This window comes from Intestinibacter sp. (assembly GCF_034113885.1).
In the GTDB taxonomy this organism is placed as follows: Bacteria; Bacillota; Clostridia; order Peptostreptococcales; family Peptostreptococcaceae; genus Intestinibacter.
Genome location: NZ_JAXEWM010000096.1, coordinates 1 through 5,607, shown reverse-complemented (window position 1 = coordinate 5,607; position 5,607 = coordinate 1). Strand labels below are relative to the sequence as shown.

Sequence of the window (5,607 nt, the reverse complement as noted above, 5' to 3'; positions counted from 1 at the left end):
TAATAAAAGAAAATGCTATTTTGCTTTTATTATGCATATTAATAATAAATGTACTTGTTATGATCGGCAGCGGTCGTAGTGTAGATTTAATGATTAAATTAAAAGAAAGAAAAGAGAAAAAAGAAGCAGAAGAAGTTGCTTAAATTTATTTAAAAGAAGGCGAAAAAATGGAACAGATATTAAATACACAATTATTCGGATTATTGACAATCATAGTTTTTTATAATATAGGGTTATTCATACAAAAAAAAGCAAAAAATCCTCTATGCAACGGACTTTTAATAGCTATGATACTTATTATATTATTTTTAAAGGTTACAAAAATACCTTATGAAAACTTTAAAATAGGTGCAGATATAATTAATTTTTTATTAGGACCTGCAACAATAGTTTTAGCAGTACCACTATATAGACAATTCCATCTATTTAAAAAATACACTAAAGAAATTTTAGTAGGTATATTGACAGGTGTTTTCATATCATTTGCTTGTGTTGTAATAATCTGTAAAATGGCAAATGCTAATTCACAAATTATATATTCAATTTTACCTAAATCAATTACTACTCCTATGGGAATATCACTTAGTAATATTTTAGGAGGAATAGAATCTATAACAGTCGTATGTATAATACTTACAGGTATCTCTGGAAATATGATGGGCGAAACTGTACTAAAAATAGGAGGAATCAAGCATCCAATATCTAAGGGTATTGCATTAGGTACTGCAGCACATGCAGTTGGTACAAGTAAGGCTTTAGAGCTTGGTGAAGTTGAAGGAGCCATGAGTAGTTTGTCTATAGGTGTAGCTGGATTTTTAACAGTTGTTTTAATTCCTATATTAGCTAACTTTATATAGAAATTTTATTATGTAAAATCAAAAAAATAATATATAATAGATTATAAAAAGTGGGTTTATACTCACTTTTTTTAATAAATTTATATAAAGGAGGCTACTGTGGATAAGCTAAAATCAAATAAAAAATATATCTTCCCTGCATTAATAGTGATTTTGTGTATAACTATTATATATAGTTTAAATATAATTAATAAAAATAAAATTATCAACAGCTCTTTTGAAGTTGCTAGTGAGGAAATAGCTTTTTCTAACTTACCATCAAATTTCGATGGTTTTAAGATTCTTCAAATAAGTGATCCTCACTCTATTGAATTCGATAAAGACAATTCAAGTTTGATAAATACAATTGATGAGTTGTCTCCAGATGTAATTTTTATAACTGGTGATATATTCTCTGCTACTGAATTTAAGGACTCGGATGATACATATAATAGAAATTATGATGAAGAAAGTCTCGTAGGATTTAAGCTCCTAAAGGAGCTCTCTAAAAAATACGATATTATCTATTCTGTTGGAAATCACGAAGAAGATATAGATGCAATTTTCAACGGATATGAATGGAATTTAAGAGATAGAGCTGTGGATAACTCCTACAATAGATATCTAAATAAATTAAGCGATTTAGGAGTTAAATTTGTTGATAACTCATATACTACAATCTACAAAGACGGGCAAGCTATAAATATATACGGGATATATTATTACTCTCTAAATAAATACGCTAAAAAAATAGACCCCTATAATCCTTTAACATTGGATTTTCTGAAAAACGTTGATAAAAATAAATTCAATATATTATTGAGCCACGACCCCGATGCTGCAGATATATTAGAGGATAAAAACTTCGATTTAATACTATCTGGCCATGTACACGGTGGAATAATTCGACTTTTCGATGTAGGTATTTTAGATCCAGCTAGAAAATTATTTCCAAAATACGATAAAGGACTCTACAAAGTAAAAAATACCCAACTATATGTAAGCACCGGTCTTGGGAATCCCAAATTTATGAGAATAAACAACCCACCAGAAATCAATTTAATCACTTTAAAAAATCTTAAATAACACAAGCAAAAGGGATTATCATAGTAAAACTAAACTACGATAATCCCTTTAATTTTTATTTTATTACTTTTCTAACTAAATTCCTAAACTTAAAAATCAACGGTCTAATAGGTTTACAAAGTACCCAGAGCTTTACATAAGTCTTGTACTTTATATTGTCACAAGAAACCTCCTTGTCCCCTCTATAAAAAGAATCGACGACTCCTATAACCTGATTAAATCTAACTACCTCAGTCCATTGCTGAGCATCGCCGTTCATTATAAACGATTGGTCGTCTATTATTTTTCTAATTCTGTGAAGCACATGCTTTCCAGTATCCCTCTTTATAAAAACTATCTCGTTCTTTTTAGGTTGTCTCTTTTCAGGACTTACTAATACGACACTGTCCTTTAAATGTCTCAAAGTAGGGGTCATACTATATCCTGTGACCTTAAGCTTACAGCTTCCTCCACTTTGTATAACCTCCTCCATTATAGGAACTAAGTCCTTTTCACTATATGAAGTATTTTTATCCATAAAATATTCCTTTCAGCTTAAATTATTCATCGCTCAATTGAACTGTATCTGTCTCACTCAGTGGTATATCATGAAGACCTATTTGTTTGACTACGATATCCTTTATATTATCCTTATCCTCATCCTCACAATATACTCTCAAAGTATTTCTATTTACAAAAATAGTGCTCTTCTCTTCTCCATTTATAAATACAATACTTTTTCTAGTAAAATTCTTACCCTCTATACAAATCTGATTGTCTTCTAAAGTTGCCTTTTCTAATGTTATATCCTTTGTTCCCATCTTCAAATCGCTCGCTTTAGTCTTTTCATCTTCATTTAGATAATAATCCTTTCCAAATAAAATATCGTACTCGACAAGCTCTAAATCTTTTTTATAATCCTCTTGATCGCCCAAAGTCTTGTGTATATTTTCCATAGGTCCTAAATCTGAACCAGCAAGACTCAACATAATCGTACTCATTTGATAAGCAGATATATCTCCACCCTCAAAATCAGTATCTAAATCAAAATTGCTGTAAATAGCATATGGCGTAGTAGTTCTGTCGACATTTCCAGCATCTCGATTTAAAACATCTAAAGCAGGAGTATGATCTCCATAAAATACTACTATTGTATCCTCATCCATAGAATCGACTAAATCTACAACATCTCCAATAAATTTATCGCTTTCATGAATTTTATTTATATAGTAATATATCTGATTAGTTTCTGTATCAGGCAAATTACTGCTTACTACCTTAATAGGAAGCTCGTACTTATCAGAGTCAGTAGGATAAGGGCTGTGACCTTCAACTGATATTGTAAAAACTAAATCATTTTCTTCAGTAGAATTTAAACATTCCTTTATGTATTTTGTCAGTATTGTGTCCTTTGCCCAATTAGTCTCAGTTCTCTCGACGTTGTCCATATATTCTATAGAAGTATATGTATCATATCCCAATGAACTATATGCCTTATTTCTGTTATAAAAATTCCCTTGATTGTTGTGTATTGCATGAGTTGAATAACCCTGCTTTTTCAAGGTTGTAGCAACTGAATTTAAGGTCTCATGACCTAAGATAGTGTAATGTGGAACTTCACCATCTGTTAAAAATTCCAAATCTATTCCTGTCATTACTTCAAACTCCGTTCTAGCAGTTCCCCCTCCTATTGAAGGAGTCTTCATCTTTCCACTTATTCCATTTTTCATCAGCTTTCTAAAGTTCGGTATCGGATCCTGGCTATATAAAACACCTTCAATTGTATTAGGGTCCATAAAGCCTTCTAACTGCACAAATAATATATTTGGCTTTTTATCTGAACTATTGCCTATACTCTTTAATTCTGTACTAGCGACAGTTATACTGTTATCATCAGCTGTCTTTTCATCGACTTTATTTCTTATAGCCAATATACTTTCTTGATTGTATTCATCTGGCTCAACTCTTATAAATCTCAAGCATGATTCAATAGTTGAATAAACATATCCATTATATCTGTAAGTTTTGACCATATTTGCACTGTAGTATATTAAAGTTCTGTCATTAACAAGCTTTAAATAATATGAATACATTCCCGCACATATTGCAACTGCTACTAATATATTGATGTAGCTTGTAAATCTAGTATTTCTCTTTTCTTTAATAAACAATATTACAAATCCCAATATTAAGGCTATTACCCCTACAATTGAAAATATAACATTATTTTTTCCTAGAAAAGACTCTACCAATGGTAAAGCATCTCCTATGCAATAAACATCACAATATGCAATAGGTATTCCCCTAAATATAGATACTGCATAATTACAAATAGCTAATATCATCAAAATTCCACACACTAAAGCACAATAAAAAATCTTTTTCTTCAAAAAAACTAGTGGAGTCAATATCGATAATATAACTAGATAATCTAAAAGCAAGCACCAAATTTGCTCCTCAGGTATGTCTAAAAATATATAGAATTTATCCCATACATATTTCATAAAAGGCGTCATCAACAAAATCAGTACAGCTTCACCTATATAATATTTTTTCTCGTCCTTTTTAAACACAAAAATCGTCGATAAAGGCAAAATCAAAATTAATCCTATGCCTAAATAAATAGTGCTATTATCTATAAACCCATAGCTTGTAGTACCTTTAGCAGATAAAATTTCTGTAATTAAAAAAAGAATAAACGCCGTATATATCAAGAATAATAATTCTTTAATTGAGCTTTTATTTGGTTTAAATTTTGTTTTATCAATTTTACTAAAAAACCTCATATTAATTTCCCCTTATCTTTTCATTTTTATAGTATTCCTCTTTCAATTAATTTGGCTTTAACTGTAGGATAATTATCTAAATCTGTATGTGGTAAGAAGCTAGCAGCTCTCATTTTTCCGATGAAATCCTTAGCATCTTCTAGCCCAATGTAGTGTATTCTTTCAGCGATGTCATCTACATCTTCAAGTAAGTTTCTATTCATAAGTAACTTATAAGCTCCCTTTAGAGATGCATTTCCCGGGCAATGCATTTTAGATCTTTCTAAATCTGGATACATACCTATTGTGACAGCCGCTTCTACATCTAAATGTGTTCCAAAGGCGCCTGCTACATAAAAATCCTCTAAATCATCTAATGTAAGACCTACTTCTTCTAGTAAAAACGCAACCATTGTGTGTGCAGCTGATTTTGTCTTTAAAAATTGATTTATATCACTTTGAGTAAATATTAATGATTGATCATTTCCGCTTTCTTCCTTTGTGGCGTATTCTACTGCAAGCTGACCATCTACCTCTATTATATTTTCAGATGCGCCTTTTTTTATTACTCCAGAAAAATCTACCCATCCGTTTAAAAACATCTCTGCTAATAAATCTACTATACCAGAGCCACATATTCCTAAAGGCTTTCCGTCTTCTATAGTTGTGTATTTTATTTTATTGTCGATTATTTTTATAGTATCGATGGCACCCTTTCTAGCTCTCATACCAAATTTACTTATTCCACCCTCTAATGCAGGTCCTGCTGCTCCAGCTACAGCCACTAGAAAATCTTCATTTCCCATTACAAGCTCTCCATTTGTTCCTATATCTATAAATGCTGAAATATCCTGTCTTTTATGTATTTCTGTATATAGCATTCCACTTACTATATCGCCACCAAAGTAATTCGCTACTGATGGGAAGCAGTAGACATATCC

The 5,607-nt window shown here is 30.9% G+C and carries 5 protein-coding genes; 2 read left to right on the top strand and 3 right to left on the bottom strand.

What is annotated here, in order from left to right:
- The first annotated feature begins 167 nt into the window (after positions 1 to 167).
- Together SPD90_RS05610 and SPD90_RS05605 are read left to right on the top strand one after the other, a co-directional pair.
- The gene (locus SPD90_RS05610; RefSeq protein WP_320924583.1) at positions 168 to 857 is read left to right on the top strand and encodes an LrgB family protein; all 690 of its coding nucleotides are present in this window, start codon (positions 168 to 170) and stop codon (positions 855 to 857) included.
- 99 nt (positions 858 to 956) lie between these two features.
- The gene (locus tag SPD90_RS05605; protein WP_320924582.1) at positions 957 to 1,922 is read left to right on the top strand and encodes a metallophosphoesterase; all 966 of its coding nucleotides are present in this window, start codon (positions 957 to 959) and stop codon (positions 1,920 to 1,922) included.
- Positions 1,923 to 1,977: 55 nt separating this feature from the next.
- Here SPD90_RS05605 and SPD90_RS05600 read toward each other — a convergent pair whose 3' ends face one another.
- The 3 genes from SPD90_RS05600 to SPD90_RS05590 all read right to left on the bottom strand — a co-directional run.
- Complete coding sequence (locus SPD90_RS05600) at positions 1,978 to 2,439, bottom strand: S24/S26 family peptidase (protein WP_320624897.1); 462 nt, start codon at positions 2,437 to 2,439, stop codon at positions 1,978 to 1,980.
- A gap of 22 nt (positions 2,440 to 2,461) precedes the next feature.
- Positions 2,462 to 4,687: an LTA synthase family protein gene (locus tag SPD90_RS05595; RefSeq protein WP_320924581.1), complete on the bottom strand. Its 2,226-nt coding sequence runs from the start codon at positions 4,685 to 4,687 to the stop codon at positions 2,462 to 2,464.
- A 26-nt stretch (positions 4,688 to 4,713) separates the two neighbouring features.
- Positions 4,714 to 5,607 (bottom strand): ATP-binding protein (locus tag SPD90_RS05590; protein ID WP_320924580.1); only part of this gene is annotated, 894 nt, incomplete at its 5' end.

What these genes read in the sequence shown, in the direction of transcription:
- SPD90_RS05610 (WP_320924583.1), top strand. Translation starts at nt 168, where the DNA reads ATGGAACAGATATTAAATACACAATTATTCGGATTATTGACAATCATA.
- SPD90_RS05600 (WP_320624897.1), bottom strand. Translation starts at nt 2,439, where the DNA reads ATGGATAAAAATACTTCATATAGTGAAAAGGACTTAGTTCCTATAATG.
- SPD90_RS05595 (WP_320924581.1), bottom strand. Translation starts at nt 4,687, where the DNA reads ATGAGGTTTTTTAGTAAAATTGATAAAACAAAATTTAAACCAAATAAA.